The organism is Sulfurimonas sp. HSL-1656 (assembly GCF_039645585.1).
In the GTDB taxonomy this organism is placed as follows: Bacteria; Campylobacterota; Campylobacteria; order Campylobacterales; family Sulfurimonadaceae; genus Thiomicrolovo; species Thiomicrolovo subterrani.
The window spans coordinates 2,484,973-2,500,365 of sequence record NZ_CP147915.1 but is presented as its reverse complement, the minus strand read 5'-3'; the positions used below and the strand labels follow the sequence as shown (position 1 = coordinate 2,500,365).

General features: G+C 51.7%; 12 protein-coding genes, 2 tRNA genes and 3 rRNA genes. 11 read left to right on the top strand and 6 right to left on the bottom strand.

Features of this window, described 5'->3' with window-relative positions; translation table 11 throughout:
• Positions 1–3: 3 nt before the first annotated feature.
• Positions 4–345 carry a preprotein translocase subunit SecG gene (gene secG / locus WCX49_RS12925; RefSeq protein WP_345985479.1) on the bottom strand — a complete coding sequence of 114 codons (342 nt, stop codon included), beginning with the start codon at positions 343–345 and terminating at the stop codon, positions 4–6.
• Positions 346–457: 112 nt separating this feature from the next.
• On the opposite strand from secG, the gene WCX49_RS12920 reads away from it, so the two are divergent.
• From WCX49_RS12920 to WCX49_RS12905, 4 genes are read left to right on the top strand one after another with little or no spacing between them, the layout of a single operon-like run.
• Positions 458–1,384 (top strand): metal ABC transporter substrate-binding protein, encoded by a 927-nt coding sequence (locus WCX49_RS12920; protein ID WP_345985478.1) that lies wholly within the window; start codon positions 458–460, stop codon positions 1,382–1,384.
• Positions 1,381–2,142 carry a metal ABC transporter ATP-binding protein gene (locus tag WCX49_RS12915; protein ID WP_345985477.1) on the top strand — a complete coding sequence of 254 codons (762 nt, stop codon included), beginning with the start codon at positions 1,381–1,383 and terminating at the stop codon, positions 2,140–2,142. The genes WCX49_RS12920 and WCX49_RS12915 overlap by 4 nt, the downstream gene beginning before the upstream one ends.
• Before the next feature lie 13 nt (positions 2,143–2,155).
• A complete protein-coding gene (locus WCX49_RS12910; RefSeq protein WP_345985476.1) occupies positions 2,156–2,953 on the top strand; it encodes a metal ABC transporter permease in 798 nt (265 codons plus the stop codon).
• A complete protein-coding gene (locus WCX49_RS12905) occupies positions 2,950–3,633 on the top strand; it encodes a methyltransferase domain-containing protein (RefSeq protein ID WP_345985475.1) in 684 nt (227 codons plus the stop codon). The genes WCX49_RS12910 and WCX49_RS12905 overlap by 4 nt, the downstream gene beginning before the upstream one ends.
• Here the strand turns inward: WCX49_RS12905 and WCX49_RS12900 are convergent.
• Entirely contained in the window at positions 3,620–4,036 is a 417-nt protein-coding gene (locus WCX49_RS12900) for a thiamine-phosphate pyrophosphorylase (RefSeq protein ID WP_345985474.1), read from the bottom strand. The two genes, WCX49_RS12905 and WCX49_RS12900, sit on opposite strands and share 14 nt — an antisense overlap.
• Entirely contained in the window at positions 4,020–4,721 is a 702-nt protein-coding gene (locus WCX49_RS12895) for a Bax inhibitor-1/YccA family protein (protein ID WP_345985473.1), read from the bottom strand. Before WCX49_RS12895 ends, WCX49_RS12900 begins: the two co-directional genes overlap by 17 nt.
• Positions 4,722–5,209: 488 nt before the next feature.
• Here WCX49_RS12895 and WCX49_RS12890 point away from each other — a divergent pair.
• The 7 genes from WCX49_RS12890 (at position 5,210) to WCX49_RS12860 (ending at position 13,290) form a co-directional block, all read left to right on the top strand.
• A 16S ribosomal RNA gene (locus tag WCX49_RS12890) occupies positions 5,210–6,712 on the top strand.
• A 127-nt stretch (positions 6,713–6,839) separates the two neighbouring features.
• Positions 6,840–6,916 (top strand) — tRNA-Ile (locus tag WCX49_RS12885).
• Positions 6,917–6,928: 12 nt separating this feature from the next.
• A tRNA-Ala gene (locus tag WCX49_RS12880) sits at positions 6,929–7,004 on the top strand.
• A 189-nt stretch (positions 7,005–7,193) separates the two neighbouring features.
• Positions 7,194–10,059, top strand: a 23S ribosomal RNA gene (locus WCX49_RS12875).
• 163 nt (positions 10,060–10,222) lie between these two features.
• Positions 10,223–10,338, top strand: a 5S ribosomal RNA gene (rrf, locus tag WCX49_RS12870).
• Together the 16S, 23S and 5S rRNA genes with 2 tRNA genes alongside form the textbook arrangement of a ribosomal RNA operon.
• 742 nt (positions 10,339–11,080) lie before the next feature.
• Positions 11,081–12,292, top strand: coding sequence for an outer membrane protein transport protein (locus WCX49_RS12865; protein WP_345985472.1), 1,212 nt, complete (start codon positions 11,081–11,083; stop codon positions 12,290–12,292).
• A gap of 176 nt (positions 12,293–12,468) precedes the next feature.
• The gene (locus tag WCX49_RS12860; protein WP_345985471.1) at positions 12,469–13,290 is read left to right on the top strand and encodes a hypothetical protein; all 822 of its coding nucleotides are present in this window, start codon (positions 12,469–12,471) and stop codon (positions 13,288–13,290) included.
• A 171-nt stretch (positions 13,291–13,461) separates the two neighbouring features.
• Here the strand turns inward: WCX49_RS12860 and WCX49_RS12855 are convergent, their stop codons facing one another.
• Genes WCX49_RS12855 through WCX49_RS12845 form a run of 3 tightly spaced genes read right to left on the bottom strand, consistent with a single transcriptional unit; the run spans position 13,462 to position 15,391 of the window.
• The gene (locus tag WCX49_RS12855; RefSeq protein WP_345985470.1) at positions 13,462–14,421 is read right to left on the bottom strand and encodes a DUF302 domain-containing protein; all 960 of its coding nucleotides are present in this window, start codon (positions 14,419–14,421) and stop codon (positions 13,462–13,464) included.
• A gap of 53 nt (positions 14,422–14,474) precedes the next feature.
• Positions 14,475–14,915, bottom strand: a complete 441-nt coding sequence (locus WCX49_RS12850) for an MOSC domain-containing protein (RefSeq protein ID WP_345985469.1) — start codon at positions 14,913–14,915, stop codon at positions 14,475–14,477.
• Entirely contained in the window at positions 14,912–15,391 is a 480-nt protein-coding gene (locus WCX49_RS12845; RefSeq protein ID WP_345985468.1) for a thioredoxin fold domain-containing protein, read from the bottom strand. Before WCX49_RS12845 ends, WCX49_RS12850 begins: the two co-directional genes overlap by 4 nt.
• Between the last annotated feature and the right edge of the window lie 2 nt (positions 15,392–15,393).

Below are 15,393 nucleotides of genomic sequence, written 5' to 3'. Positions count from 1 at the left end.
GGATTAGTTGGAGGCGTTGGCTTCGGCAGCCGGGGCTGCAGGGGCAACCGTACTCTCCGCTGCAGCCGGGGCTGCCGCCGTCACCGGTGTGACGATCTCATCAACGACGGATTTGTTGGCGGCCTGCGCGTAGAAGTACCCCAGGGCAATCGTATTGGCAACGAAAAGGAAGCCGAAGAAGAACGTTGTTTTTGCCAGGAAACTTCCCGGACCCTTGGCACCGAAGACGGATTCATTGGAACCGCTGTAGGCTCCCAGGCCGATGCTGGAGCTCTTCTGCAGCAGTACGACGATGGTCAGCAGGATCACCAGTACAACCTGGACGATCAGCAAGAAAGAAGTCATTGTTATCCTTAATCATTCGCTTTAAAGTGGCGAATTATAGCGAAAAAAACCCCATTCTTTAATGGGACGGGAAGCTTCGCTATAATTCGGGGAAGAAAGCCGTGGAGAGATTTTGAAAAAAGCGATCATTGTTTTGCTGGTACTGTTAATCGTTTTGGTGGTGGCCCTGGTGGTCGCCGTGCCCGCAAAAAAGGTGCAGGCCGGCAAAGCGGATGTCGTCGTGACGACGTTTGCGCTCTATGACATCGCCCGCCACCTGCTGGAGCAGGATGCCGAGGTGGCGATGCTGATCCCGTTCGGCCGGGATGTCCACACCTTTGAAGCGACGCCGCAGGATATGATCCGGGTAGAGAAGTGCCGGCTGTTTCTCTACAGCGGTGCCGGCCTCGAACCCTGGGCCGAACCTTTCGAATCCTTCGGCAACGCGAAGGATATGAGCCGGTACGTCCGGCTGCACGAAGGGGGGCATGCGCACCACGACGAAGCGGCAGAGACGCACGATGACGATCATCACGGTGCCGATCCGCACTACTGGCTCGACATCGACAATATGATAGCGCTTGTCAAGGCATCAGAACAACTGTTCACTTCGGCATTCCCCGGGCTGGATGCCGGGAAACTCCGGGAACGCGGCGCTGCCTATATCAAACGGCTTGAGACGCTTGACACCCTTTACCGCAAACGCCTGAGCGGCTGCGGGCTGGACACGATCGTCGTCAGCCACAACGCCTTCGGCTATCTTGCCGAGCGGTACGGATTCCATGTCGAGGCCGTTACCGGACTCTCTCCGGATACGATGCCCAATGCGAAAACGATGGCGCAACTCACCGATACGGTACGCGAACACGGCATCAAGACCCTCTTTTACGAATCGTTTGTCAGTGACAAGCTGGTGGCGTCGCTCGCGGCGGAGACGGGCGTGCGTGTGGATGTGCTGCAGCCGCTGGCGAACATTACCGCCGACGAGATCGGTGCGGACTATTTTCGCCTGATGAATGCCAACCTCCTGAAACTGCATGACGCATTGGAGTGTCGATGACCTTCGAACCCGCCGTTTTCGAGGTGGAACATCTGGGATACAGTGTCGGCGGGCAGACAATCCTCTCGGACGTGTCGCTGAAGGTACTGCAGGGGGAGTACTGCGCCGTGATCGGTCCAAACGGCGGCGGCAAGACGACCCTGGTCCGCCTGCTGCTGGGCCTGCAAAAACCCACAGAGGGCACGATCCGGCTCTTCGGCGAACCGCAAAAGCAGTTCCGCCGCTGGAAACAGGTGGGCTATGTCCCCCAGCAGGTGACCCAGACGGACCGCCTCTTTCCCGGTACGGTGGAAGAGGTCGTCAGCATGGGGCGCATCTCCGGGATCGGATGGGACAAGCGCTGGCACGATGACGACCGCCGCCATATCGAGCATGCCATGGAGCGGATGGAAGTGTCGGACCTGCGGGGGAAACTGATCGGCGAGCTCTCCGGCGGGCAGCGCCAGCGGGTGATGATCGCCCGCGCGCTGGCTTCGGAGCCCAAAGTCCTGATTCTCGACGAACCCAATACGGGGGTGGACCAGCCCTCGCAGCAGCGTTTTTACGCCCTGCTGCGCCAGCTGAACCGTGATGAGCGTCTGACGATCCTCTTCGTGACCCACGATGTTGGTGTGATCGCCGACGACATCGCGCGGGTCTTTACGGTCAACCAGCGGCTCTCAACATGCAACGACCCCAAGACGCTGCTCAGCTGCGAGGGCATGAGCGAACTCTACGGCATTGATGCGCACCTGCTCAGCGCGCACCACCGGCACTGACGAGGAGTATGCGATGCTGGAACTGTTCCAATACCAGTTTATGGTCAATGCGTTTCTCGCCGGGATCATGATCGCGCTGCTGGCCTCTATCAGCGGGGCCTTCGTCGTCCTGCGCCGCTACGCGCTGCTGACGGAGACCCTGGCGCATTCGGCCCTGGTCGGGGTCGCTGTCGGGATCCTGACCGAGACGAACCCGGTCTGGATGGCGGTGGCGGCGGCACTGCTCAGTGCATGGACCATCGAGTACCTGCGCAGTTTCTTTCACCTCTATTCCGATGCCGTCCTGGCGATCTTCTTATCGGGTTCGCTTGCCCTGGCCGTCATCATCGTCTCCCTGGCGGGGGCGTTCAACAGTTCGCTCTTCAGCTACCTCTTCGGTTCCATCCTCTCCGTCTCGCGGGAAGAGGTCTGGACGATCTTTGCCGTGGGGATCCCGGCGCTGGCACTGCTGGGCTACTTCTATAAAGAGCTCTACTTCATCGCTTTCGATGAGGAGGTCGCCAAAACGGGCGGCATCCCGGTGACGCTGCTGAATTTTATGCTGGTCAGTATCGTCGCGGTGATCATTGCGCTCTCCATCCGCATCGTCGGGACCCTGCTGATCGGTGCTTTGATGGTCATCCCCACCGTCGCGGCCCTGCGTTTCCGCCAGGGTTTCTCTGTTACGGTCGGACTCTCGGTTCTTTTTGCCCTCTTTTCGGTGACCGCCGGCATGCTGCTCTCCTACGCCTTCGCACTTCCCAGCGGCGCGACTATCGTCATGTGCGTACTGCTGATCTTTGTGATCTCCCTGTTGATCAACCGCCGATGAACGTTCAGAACGAATTTTCCCGTTACGCCGACCATTACGGCAGCTACAATGTTATTCAGAAGAAGGTGGCGCAAAGACTGGTCGCCGGGGTAAAGGATGCACCGCAGCATCTGCTTGATATCGGCTGTGGGCGCGGTGCCGTCGCAGAGCAGATAGCGTGGCCCTATCAGCAGCTTGTCGGCATTGATTTTGCGCCGGGGATGCTGGTGCTGCATCCCCAGGGGGAGCATATTACATGTCTCCAGGGCGACTTCGACGATCCGAAACTTTATGCCTCGTTGAAGGCCACACACTTTGACCGTGTTTTTTCCGCCTCCGCTCTCCAGTGGTCGCCGGACCTGGCGCACACCTTCGCGCTGATCCGTTCACTGAATGCGCCGGTCTCCCTTGCGATCTTCACGGCAGGGACCTTCGGAACCCTGTTCAAAACGGCGGGGCTGCCGCCGCTGCTTCGGAGTGCCGATGAAGTGGAGCGGTTGGCAAAGCGTTTTTTCAACGCGTCGTGCGAAGTGGTCCGCTATTCGCTCGCTTTTGACAATACCCGCGACATGTTCCGTTATATCAAGCGCAGCGGGGTCAGCGGGAACCGGAATGTTCTTACCTATAAAGAGACGAAACAGCTGATGGAGAACTATCCGTCAGACCGGCTGGAGTTCGAGGTGCTCTTTATTCAGAACTGAGCAGGTGCCCTTTTTCCAGCGTATAGAGCTCGTAGCGGATCTGCTTGAAGGTTTCGGAGAGGGCAGGGTCGACGATCTTATACATCTCTTCCAGAACCCGTGACGACTCCTGGGCCCGTTTGTAGTTGGCGATGAGGATGCTCTCTATCGAGGAGCGGTTCAGTTCGCTCTGTACCGTCGGACGAAGGACGTCGTTCACGCTGTCCCGGGAAGAGAGCAGGTTTTGCAGATCGTTTATTCTGCTGCGGTGGCGAAGGGCTTTGAGACTGGAAGCGGTTGCTTTGTCGTTTTGGAGATAGCGGGCGATATCCTCAATCACGCGGATGCCCTCTTTGAGGCGGTTCAGGTTGGCGTCGATCACCCGAAAGAGATCGGGTGAAAGAGCGTCAGTCTTCGTTGCCACCGAAGATGCCCAGGAGCTGGAGCAGATTCACGAAAATATTGAAGAAGTCGAGGTAGAGGGCAACGGCGCCCTCGATCGGTGTTTCAAATACCCCGCGCATGATCGCCTGCGTGTCGTAAACGACAAAGATGCTGAACAGGAAAACCGCCGCGGCGGAGATAATGACGGCCATCAGCGGGCTGCCGAGGAAGATATTGACGATCGAGAAGCCGATGATCACCAGAAGGGCGATAAAGAGCGGCTTGCCGAAAGAGGTGAAGTCCTTTGTCGTGCGGATGGCGTAGAAGCTCATGGCGCCGAAGATGACGGAGGTCATAGCAAAGGCGTTACCGACAATCGTCGCTCCGCCGGACATACCGAGGATGACGGAGAGCAGCGGTGCGATCATCATACCGGTTGCAAACGTGAATGCGAAAAGCAGGATCAGGTTGAGCCCCTGCTTGTGCTTGGCAAAGTGCAGGCCGATCAGCAGACCGATGACCAGGAAAAAGAGCGGCCAGTGCATCGCCTGAAGGGTCCCGGCGATAGGAATCCCCACGTACGAACCGACAGCCGCAGCCATCAGTGAAGCGGCAAACAGTTTGTAGGTCTCTTTTACAAAGGAAACGATCTGTGTTTCACTGCGGTTGGCTGCGTAGTGATCCGCTGCCCTGCCGCGTGCATATTCTCTATCATAAAGTCCCATAGTCTATACCTCTATATATTGGAGTTTGATTTCTGAACTATACAAGGTCCATGTCAAACAGATAGTAAATAAATTCAGAGGGTTTGGCGTGAAAATAGCTGTTATTACTGGCGGCAGATCCATGTTATGTATATTTTCGTAACAAAAATGGGGTGAAAAAGGGCCAAAAAAAAGAAATTTGACATATTTTGCAATTCCTCGCAAAAACCTCTTGACATTGCTTTTGAAATCCCCTATAATTCCCGTCCACAAACGATGAGAGGCATCGAAAAGAGGCCTATCTAGCGGGACTTCGGGTTGAAGATCGCGAAAGTTTGAGATCATTGAAAACTAAGCAAGTGGGATGGACAGACAAGGTCTGGAAGTCTTACTTAGATAAGACACAATTTAACCGTCTATTACTATTTATAGTGATAGACACTATACAGCCAATGATTTTATATCTTGGGCTGGATCAGTAATCGCTTCATTTATGAAGCGTCTTTTCAATTATGGAGAGTTTGATCCTGGCTCAGAGTGAACGCTGGCGGCGTGCTTAACACATGCAAGTCGAACGGTAGCAGGATAGTGCTTGCACTATTGCTGACGAGTGGCGCACGGGTGAGTAATGTATAGGTTACGTGCCCCATAGTCTGGGATAGCCACTGGAAACGGTGATTAATACCGGATACTCCTGTTCGCAGGGAAAGTTTTTCGCTATGGGATCGGCCTATATTGTATCAGCTTGTTGGTGAGGTAAGAGCTCACCAAGGCGATGACACATAGCGGGTTTGAGAGGATGATCCGCCACACTGGTACTGAGACACGGACCAGACTCCTACGGGAGGCAGCAGTGAGGAATATTGCACAATGGGGGAAACCCTGATGCAGCAACGCCGCGTGGAGGATGACGCATTTCGGTGTGTAAACTCCTTTTATTAGGGAAGAAAATGACGGTACCTAATGAATAAGCTCCGGCTAACTCCGTGCCAGCAGCCGCGGTAATACGGAGGGAGCAAGCGTTACTCGGAATCACTGGGCGTAAAGGACGCGTAGGCGGGTTTTTAAGTCAGGTGTGAAATCCAATGGCTCAACCATTGAACTGCACTTGAAACTGGGAACCTAGAGTATGGAAGGGGCAGATGGAATTAGTGGTGTAGGGGTAAAATCCGTAGATATCACTAGGAATACCGAAAGCGAAGGCGATCTGCTGGGACATAACTGACGCTGAGGCGTGAAAGCGTGGGGAGCAAACAGGATTAGATACCCTGGTAGTCCACGCCCTAAACGATGAATGCTAGTCGTCGGGGTACTCGTTACTTCGGTGATGCACTTAACAGATTAAGCATTCCGCCTGGGGAGTACGGTCGCAAGATTAAAACTCAAAGGAATAGACGGGGACCCGCACAAGTGGTGGAGCATGTGGTTTAATTCGAAGATACACGAAGAACCTTACCTGGCCTTGACATTGATAGAATTCTGTAGAGATACGGAAGTGCCAGTTTACTGGAGCTTGAAAACAGGTGCTGCACGGCTGTCGTCAGCTCGTGTCGTGAGATGTTGGGTTAAGTCCCGCAACGAGCGCAACCCTCGTCCTTAGTTGCCAGCAGTTCGGCTGGGCACTCTAAGGAGACTGCCTTCGCAAGGAGGAGGAAGGTGAGGACGACGTCAAGTCATCATGGCCCTTACGGCCAGGGCTACACACGTGCTACAATGGGACGTACAGAGAGTTGCGATACCGCGAGGTGGAGCCAATCTCATAAAGCGTCTCTCAGTTCGGATTGTACTCTGCAACTCGAGTGCATGAAGCTGGAATCACTAGTAATCGTAGATCAGCTAAGCTACGGTGAATACGTTCCCGGGTCTTGTACTCACCGCCCGTCACACCATGGGAGTTGATTTCACCCGAAATCGGGAAGCTAAAGTAGCTACCGCTTACGGTGGAATCAGCGACTGGGGTGAAGTCGTAACAAGGTAACCGTAGGAGAACCTGCGGTTGGATCACCTCCTTTCTAGAGTAACCGGGCACCATTCGTTTGGTGGCCCGAAGAGAAAATCTCACATTTCAGATTGTGTCTGTCCGCTTGCTTGCTTAGTTTTCAGTGATCTATGTTCTATTGAATTAGAAATGCCGAGAAGGGGCCTATAGCTCAGCTGGTTAGAGTGCACCCCTGATAAGGGTGAGGTCGGAGGTTCAAGTCCTCCTAGGCCCACCAGGATCACTATGTGGGGAATTAGCTCAGCTGGGAGAGCGCCTGCTTTGCACGCAGGAGGTCAGCGGTTCGATCCCGCTATTCTCCACCACGAAGCCTAATACGAGTACTTGATGAAGTATTCATATTAGACTTCTTAGTGTATAAGAGTCTAAAACGTTCATTGAATTATCATTGTTAAAGTCAACAAATATTTATGAAGATTACTTCGTAAGTATTGCAACTACAATTAAATATTACAGTCTTATTCATATTGAGTAAGGCAGTAAGCGCTAATTAGAATAAAGATATTAAGAGCTATAGGTGGATGCCTAGGCTGGTAGAGGCGATGAAGGACGTACTAGGCTGCGATAAGCCTCGGGGAGCTGCCAAGAAGCTTTGATCCGGGGATTTCCGAATGGGGCAACCCGGCATGGCGCGAGTCATGTCACCCTGCGGGGAGCGAACCAAGGGAAGTGAAACATCTCAGTACCTTGAGGAAAAGAAATCAACCGAGATTCCCAGAGTAGCGGCGAGCGAAATGGGACTAGCCCTAAAGCGTGTAGTGTGTTAGCAGAATCCTTTGGAAAGAGGAGCCATAGAAGGTGATAGCCCTGTAAGCGAAAACTATCTACATGTTATTCGAGTAGGTCGGGACACGTGTTATCTTGACTGAACATGGGGGGACCACCCTCCAAGGCTAAATACTACTACCAGACCGATAGCGAACCAGTACCGTGAGGGAAAGGTGAAAAGAACCGTGGTGAACGGAGTGAAATAGAACCTGAAACCTATAGCTTACAATCATTCGGAGCCCCATTCTTTATGAGGGGTGACGGACTGCCTTTTGCATAATGAGCCTGCGAGTTGTGGTATCTGGCAAGGTTAAGCGAACGCGAAGCCGTAGCGAAAGCGAGTCTTAATAGGGCGATTAGTCAGATGCTGCAGACCCGAAACTGAGTGATCTATCCATGAGCAGGTTGAAGCCGGTGTAAGAGCCGGTGGAGGACCGAACCGATGGGCGTTGAAAAGCCCCCGGATGACTTGTGGATAGGGGTGAAAGGCCAATCAAACTCAGTGATAGCTGGTTCTCTCCGAAATATATTTAGGTATAGCCTCGAGCATTAGCATACAGGGGTAGAGCACTGACAGGGCTAGGGCTGCTCACCGCGGTACCAAACCCTATCAAACTCCGAATACTGTATGTGTAACCTCGGGAGTCAGGCGGTGGGTGATAAAATCAATCGTCGAGAGGGGAACAACCCAGACTAGCAGCTAAGGTCCCTAAGTTACATCTAAGTGGAAAAGGATGTGGAGTTGCTGAAACAACCAGGAGGTTGGCTTAGAAGCAGCCATCCTTTAAAGAAAGCGTAACAGCTCACTGGTCTAGCGATTCTGCGCCGAAAATATAACGGGGCTAAGATGTACACCGAAGCTCTAGACTTAGTTTTACTAAGTGGTAGGAGAGCGTTCCATTCAGCGTTGAAGGTATACCGGCAAGGAGTGCTGGAGCGGATGGAAGTGAGCATGCAGGCATGAGTAGCGATAAAAGCAGTGAGAATCTGCTTCGCCGTAAACCCAAGGTTTCCTACGCGATGCTCGTCATCGTAGGGTTAGTCGGGACCTAAGTCGAGTCCGAAAGGGGTAGACGATGGCAAATCGGTTAATATTCCGATACCGACTGTAGAGCGTGATGGAAGGACGCATAGGGCTAAACGAGGTCACTGATGGAATAGTGGCTCGAAGGATGTAGGTTGTAAGGTAGGCAAATCCGCCTTACATGAGACCGAGATCTGACAGGCTGTCGACGCTCTTCGGAGCAGAAACAGAATCGTTGATGCCGTCGTGCCGAGAAAAGTTTCTAAGCATATCTACAGTCGCCCGTACCGTAAACCGACACAGGTGGGTGAGATGAGTATTCTAAGGCGCGTGGAAGAACCCTGGTTAAGGAACTCTGCAAACTAGCACCGTAACTTCGGAATAAGGTGTGCCCGTTGTACGTGAAACCCCTGCGGGTGGAGCGGAAGCGGGTCGCAGCAAAGAGTCCCTCCCGACTGTTTACCAAAAACACAGCACTCTGCCAACACGTAAGTGGATGTATAGGGTGTGACGCCTGCCCGGTGCTCGAATGTTAAAAGGATCCGTTAGCTTTGCGAAGCGGTGAATTGAAGCACGAGTAAACGGCGGCCGTAACTATAACGGTCCTAAGGTAGCGAAATTCCTTGTCGGTTAAATACCGACCTGCATGAATGGCGTAACGAGATGGGAGCTGTCTCAACCAGGGATCCAGTGAAATTGTAGTGGAGGTGAAAATTCCTCCTACCCGCGGAAAGACGGAAAGACCCCGTGCACCTTTACTATAGCTTGACACTGCTATTGGGATATTCATGTGCAGGATAGGTGGGAGCCGTTGATTTAGTGACGCCAGTTGCTAATGAGGCACCCTTGAGATACCACCCTTGAATATTCTGATAGCTAACTGCGCAGAGTTATCCTCTGTCAGGACAATGTCTGGTGGGTAGTTTGACTGGGGCGGTCGCCTCCTAAAAAGTAACGGAGGCTTACAAAGGTTGGCTCAGATGGGTTGGAAATCCATCGTAGAGTATAATGGCATAAGCCAGCCTGACTGTGAGACATACACGTCGAGCAGAGTCGAAAGACGGTCATAGTGATCCGGTGGTTCTGTGTGGAAGGGCCATCGCTCAAAGGATAAAAGGTACGCCGGGGATAACAGGCTGATCTCCCCCAAGAGCTCACATCGACGGGGAGGTTTGGCACCTCGATGTCGGCTCATCGCATCCTGGGGCTGGAGCAGGTCCCAAGGGTATGGCTGTTCGCCATTTAAAGCGGTACGCGAGCTGGGTTCAGAACGTCGTGAGACAGTTCGGTCCCTATCTTCCGTGGGCGTAGGAGAGTTGAGGAGAGCTGACCCTAGTACGAGAGGACCGGGTTGGACGAACCACTGGTGCACCGGTTGTCCTGCCAAGGGCACCGCCGGGTAGCTACGTTCGGATGTGATAACCGCTGAAAGCATCTAAGCGGGAAGCCAACTCCAAGATGAACTCTCCCTGAAGGACGCATGAAGACTACATGCTTGATAGGCTGGGTGTGTACGCAGAGCAATCTGTTTAGCTGACCAGTACTAATAGTCCGTTCGTCTTTTTTCCCTAAAATTAGTGTCTTACTGCCTTACTCAGTATGAGCTGTAATAGCTGTAGTTGCAACCGTTGACTTTAACAATCATATTTTATGCTAACCCTTAGCATAAAACATACATAACCGACACGCAGTCGGATCCAAGAGCTTCTCGAAGCTTTTCGATCCGATTGTCCAGGTGGCTATAGAGAGAGGGAAACGCCCGGCCCCATTCCGAACCCGGAAGCTAAGCCTCTCATCGCTGATAATACTGACCCTTGCAGGGTTGGGAACGTAGGTCGCCGCCTGGTTCTCGGATTTATCCTTCTACTTACAATTTACAATCAATCATCAAATACCTTACTTCTAATCAATCACTTGGCATCAACTGCATTAGCCTATTTCTATCTCTGCTACTGTGCTCTGCAGCTATTTTGTTTGATCTTATTCTCTCAGCTCTCATGACGTCATGCGATATGATAAGTGTGCTTTCTAAACGCCTTGTATGCCATTTAAAATATCAAATGTGCTCTTTCTCTACTGATTGCTTTTCCGGGACTGTAATACGCTTTGGATGCCCGAATGGCATGTATATGAGATCATTACCCCCAGATATAATCTGTATCTTTTCTATGTTTGCCTTCTTTGCATTGGTAAGGCGCATGTGCTATTCAATACATGCATTTCCTTTGGTCTTGTATGGCTTTTGAATAAAAAAATATTCAAAATAGCAGCAATAAATAACATTAAATGAACTAAAAATTGTTTCGATACGTAACAATATGATAAAATTCTCAAAAAAATCTCTCTTTTGTATCAAAAACAGAAATGCCCGGAAATAGCTGTATTTAGGGGTAAAAAGGGCCATTTCAATAAGATTTATATATAAATATCTTTTATTTTCTTCCATTTCAGTAAACTGCTTAAAATAATGATAAGATCCTGTGATATTTCATTTTTTCTATTCAGATTCAATTTATTTTTGCCTATCTATAATGATCCGAGTTGAAAGCACAGGCTTTCTGTCGAATTACTGTGTTCGTAGGAGTATAAATGACACGTACAATTAAATTGGCTGTGGCTGCGGCGTTGGCATTTGGAGCGACATCCGCATTTGCAACAAACGGCGACCACCTGATCGGGCTGGGGGCAAAATCTCGTGCAATGGGTGGTGTGAGTATCGGTATGCCGTTCGGCGCCGAATCAGGCATTAACAACCCTGCGTTGTTGAGTTCAGTCAAAGGAACTGAAATTTCATTCGGCGGTACGCTTTTCGCCCCGAATGTTAAATACGATGCCAATGACGGTAACGGTAAACAGGACAGCGCTGCAGACCTTAACGTTATCCCGGAGGTTTCTGTCGGTAATAAAGTCGGGGATCATTTCTTCTGGGGTATTGGCATCTGGGGGACTGCCGGTATGGGTACGGATTACCGTAGAGAGAATACTCAAAGCACAATGAATATGGTCACTGCGCTTCAGCTCATGCAGCTTGGCGTTCCGCTTGCTTATGAAATGAACGGATTTAGCATCGGGTTTACACCGATCGTCCAATACGGGGCACTGGACATCAACTACAACGCGATGGGGACCAATGTCGGTGAAGGCCTTGCACAGGATCTGAAACTGACATGGAATGCCGGTCTCGCGTATAGTGTCGGCGCTCTGACAATCGGTGCCGTGTACCGTGCGGAAATTCCGATGAAGTACCGGGGCCAGATTTCCGGTGCAACAGGGCCGTTCGCAGGTTTGGGCATTCTGCCTGCCCCGTTCGGGGATGAACTGACGCAGCCGGCAGAGATGGGTGCCGGTTTCTCTTTCAAGCTGAACCGCTACAACACGGTTGCTTTTGACTACAAGCAGGTGAAATGGGGCGACGCGAAAGGCTATAAAGATTTCAACTGGAAAAACACGGATGTTTATGCCGTTGGATACCAGTTTGAGATAGACGGATATGCATTTCGTGCAGGTTATAACCAAGGTGCACAGCCGATCGAAGAGGCTGACGGTACGACACTCGAAGGTGCCGCAATCAACGTCTTCAACCTGCTTGGTTTCCCGGCAGTCGTAGAAAAGCATGTGACATTCGGTGGATCAATTCCATTGACCGATCAGTTGTCTGCTGACCTGGCTATCGCTTATGCTCTTCAGACGAAAGTTTCATTCGATACTTCCGCACTCGACGGAATGGGGATGACTGGTCCGAGCAACGAAGTGACACACTCGCAACTCGGTGTCACATTCCAGTTGGCATACCACTTCTAACAAAGCAAACCTCACGCTTACTTTTCCGCCCTCGGGCGGATCCTGATTCTTTTGGTACTGCGGCACGCAACGGGAGCAATGCACTATTGTGTGCCAAATTTCTCGTTCTATACGGATGGAAGTAATGACAACCACTCATATGCATATGAGGTTTGTGGATTGCAAAAGGAGAAATAATGAAAAAATTAATGATCTATTTCACATTGATGTTCCTGGCATTGAGCGGCGTTGCCGCTACAGAGCCGGCAGACGGAGGTGTCAATGCCTACTATTATGCCGCCTACCTGGATACGGCAGAAGCGGAAAGCAGACTCAAAAGTGCCGGTTTCGATATTGTCGGACACTATGCGGCGACGGCAAAGAGCGAAACGCTTATCATCACGAACAGCGCACTTCAGACGGCTGCCGGGAAACCGGGGCGCGGCTTTGGTGCAATCCTCCGTGTCCTTGTCGACGGCGAGCATCAGCGTATCGCCGTAACGAACCCGGTCTACTTCGGCAAAGCTTTTTTGCAACAGGATTATGACCCCGTCCTTGCCGAGCAGTTGACAACGTCCCTGACGAGTGCTTTGGGTACGATGAGTGCTTCGGAAGACAGTTTTGCCTTTGACAAACTGGAGGGCTACCACTTTATGATAGGCATGCCCTATTATGAAGATACCTATGACCTGGCCGAGGGGGATACGGCGGCACTGGTCTCCAAGCTCGACACGTATAACGGTGGGAAAAATATCGTGTTCAAGCTGTCCGTAGGGGAGGGGAAGACACTTGTAGGTTTTGCACTCAGCGACGATACAAAGGCATTTGTCGACACGATCGGTCAGCAGAACGCCGAGATTCTTCCCTATACGATCCTTGTCGAAGAGGGTAAAGCGAAAGCGCTGGCGGCAAAATACTACATCGCGATCAGCTATCCGATGCTGACGATGGGTGAGTTTATGCGTATCGTCAATACGCCCGGCGCCATCGAAAAAGAGCTTTCAACCCCTTTCAAATAAGCATGCTGCCATTTGGCTGTATGGTTCCATTATCCTTACAGCTTCATACAAGACTTTCCATTTTGACCGATACTGTTTACTGACTTTATGCCGTTTTACATAGCGCTGTAGCTGAGCGGCTGCGAGGGCTGAGAAGGAAGGTGGACCGGTACGGCATGGCCGTACCGAATACTATTCCGTGATACCGTTGACGGTGTCGATAAAAAGATTCTCCGCTTTGATCAGAGGGTCGAGTGAGGACTTGTCGGCGATGTCCGTGGATGCGATCCAGTTTTGTACGGACGGGAAGCCCATGTGGACAACGCTGTCGTTTTTTTGTTTGTAAAGGAAAAAGGTACAGGGTGCAAAGGCCCCGACTTCCGGATGAACTTTGTGGATGGGAAAGATGACGTCGAGTTTACAGACGGAATAGGTGTCGTAAAAGTCAAAACCGTCATTTCCGCGCTCCTGGAGCTCCTCGTTGACGTCGATAAAACCTGGAAAGAGAAAGCCTATCGGCTCCATCTCCGCTTCGAATTCCGCTTCAAAATCATCTTTGGCATCGAGGATGGTTCCGTCTTTCGACGTCTCAAACGTGGCCTGGAACGTGACGGAAAGCGGCATGGAGGCATCCGCAACCTTCTGGTAGGCCAGGGGCTTGAAATGGCCGCTGGGGAGTGCTGTGGTTAACGCTTCGCCCATTTTGTCCGCGAGGGCGATGAGATCGGGATTGTTCATCGGGATCCGTGTCATGCGCGAAAGACCGCGGAGGGAAAGAATGGAAACGTTCATATTGCCCTCGAGGTCTTGCCAGATGGACATGGAGAGGGGTGTCAGCAGCCCCATCAGCGGATTGACGGCAATCAGTTTGGCAGAGAGGTCCGGATCGTGGATGGTGGCCAGACGGTAGACCGGAAAGTGTGTTGCGCCGAACCGTGCCTGGAAGGGCTTGTTCATGTCATTGTTGCCGTCGATCAGGAAACCGGCTGTTTCAAAGGCTTTTTCGATGGTGGCACCGGTAATTTTTCCTGCAGGGTTTTTGACGGTAAAGATACGGATATCCTGCTGGATAGCGGTTTCCGAAGCGGCGGTGCTGGAGAGCAGCATCAGTGACAGAAAAGCCCAGAGAAGGGCGTTCGCGAAGGGATTCATCTCACTCCTTTGTGATAAGTTCGTGAGACTAGTGTAGCGGCTGTGGGCTTAATTCAGAGTATAGTGACTGTATCACCTTTTTTTATTTTACCGCCCTGAACGGTTTTCGCGAAAATCCCCCGGTCGTTTTTGAGAAGTTCCGGAAGCCTTTCGTCAACTTTGCCGAGGCTGCTGCAGAGGGTACAGTTCTGCGTAATGGCGACAACCGTATCGCCGATTTGCAGCTGCTGGCCCGGCTGGAGGTGATAGGGGTTGATATCGATGACGATATTCTCCCCCAGGGAGCCGTAGGGCATGGTGATACCTTCTGCAGCCGCCATGACATAGCTGGCCTCTTCGGAGGTGATCAGAATGGTACGGTTGTGGTTTTTACCGTAGTATTTATCGCCCAGGATACCCTGATCGTCGATTTCGATCTCTTCATATTCATGACGCCCTTCAACCCCTTTCAGGGCATGATACAGGCCAAGTACCTTACCTTTGCGCTTACTCACTTTCCTGCTCCCGTCTTCTTATAGCTGTCATAGCTCTTCGATTTGTATGCACCGCTGCTGACATAGCCGAGCATGTTGAAGAAATCCTTCTCCTCGACATAGCCGGGGGCAGCAAAGATGAGCGCTGCGTCCGCATTCAGGAAAAGCGATGAGGGGTAGAAATTGTACCCGACATGTTTGGCGAAGTCGTGTCCGCTGCCCTTGAAGCCATTATGGGTCACTATATCCTTGTCGTTGATGTTGATATCGACGAGCTGAAATGATGATTCAAGTAAAGCGGCGACTTTCTCGTCCCCGAGGGTGAATTCATACATTGCTTCACAGTAGCCGCAATCCTTTTTGTGAAGCCATACCAGGAGGGTCTTCTTCTGCTTGGCCGTGTCGAGTGCTATACGGTTGAGATCGATATCGCGTGCGGACAAGGAGAAAAAGAACGACATAAAAAGTAAGAGGGTGATGATGCGGTGTTTATACACGG